2 pseudogenes are annotated in these 450 nt (G+C 40.2%); both read left to right on the top strand.

Annotation, left to right across the window (positions count from 1 at the left end):
• Positions 1 to 182: pseudogene (locus SH09_RS16635) on the top strand (accessory Sec system glycosyltransferase GtfA); the annotation flags it as partial.
• Positions 175 to 450 (top strand): annotated as a pseudogene (locus SH09_RS13095) (accessory Sec system glycosylation chaperone GtfB); the annotation flags it as partial. The pseudogenes SH09_RS16635 and SH09_RS13095, both read left to right, overlap by 8 nt.

Raw genomic sequence — 450 nt, forward strand, 5'->3', positions numbered from 1 at the left:
TTAATGTTAAAGAAACAGCGACAGATGAGATCGTATCACAATATGCACAGCACATCATTCGATTTTTCAATGATGGACCGAAGCAACCACATCGCACGTCATATCATCTTGCACGTCCATATTTAACACCAGAAGTGCAACAAAAATGGCAAGACTTGATTTGGGAGGTAACACATGATTAATCTATTTGAGCGTTTTGATAACCAAGCACGAACGTTGTATGACACGTTGCAACTCGCAGGTCATGCGCATCAAACAATTGTTTTGGAAGATGATGGTTTCTTACCGGAGCAAATCATGACACCTTATCAGTTTTTTGCAAACTATCAACTGACAGGCGATGAAAAGCCACGCTATTTCAATCAAGTAGAAGTCCCACGCTATTGGGAAATTAAAGGGAATAGTAGTGAAGCAACAGTTAAAGATTTGGGCGTAGAACGTGCGAAGATT

The sequence above is a fragment of the Staphylococcus gallinarum genome (assembly GCF_000875895.1).
GTDB classification, from domain to species: Bacteria; Bacillota; Bacilli; order Staphylococcales; family Staphylococcaceae; genus Staphylococcus; species Staphylococcus gallinarum.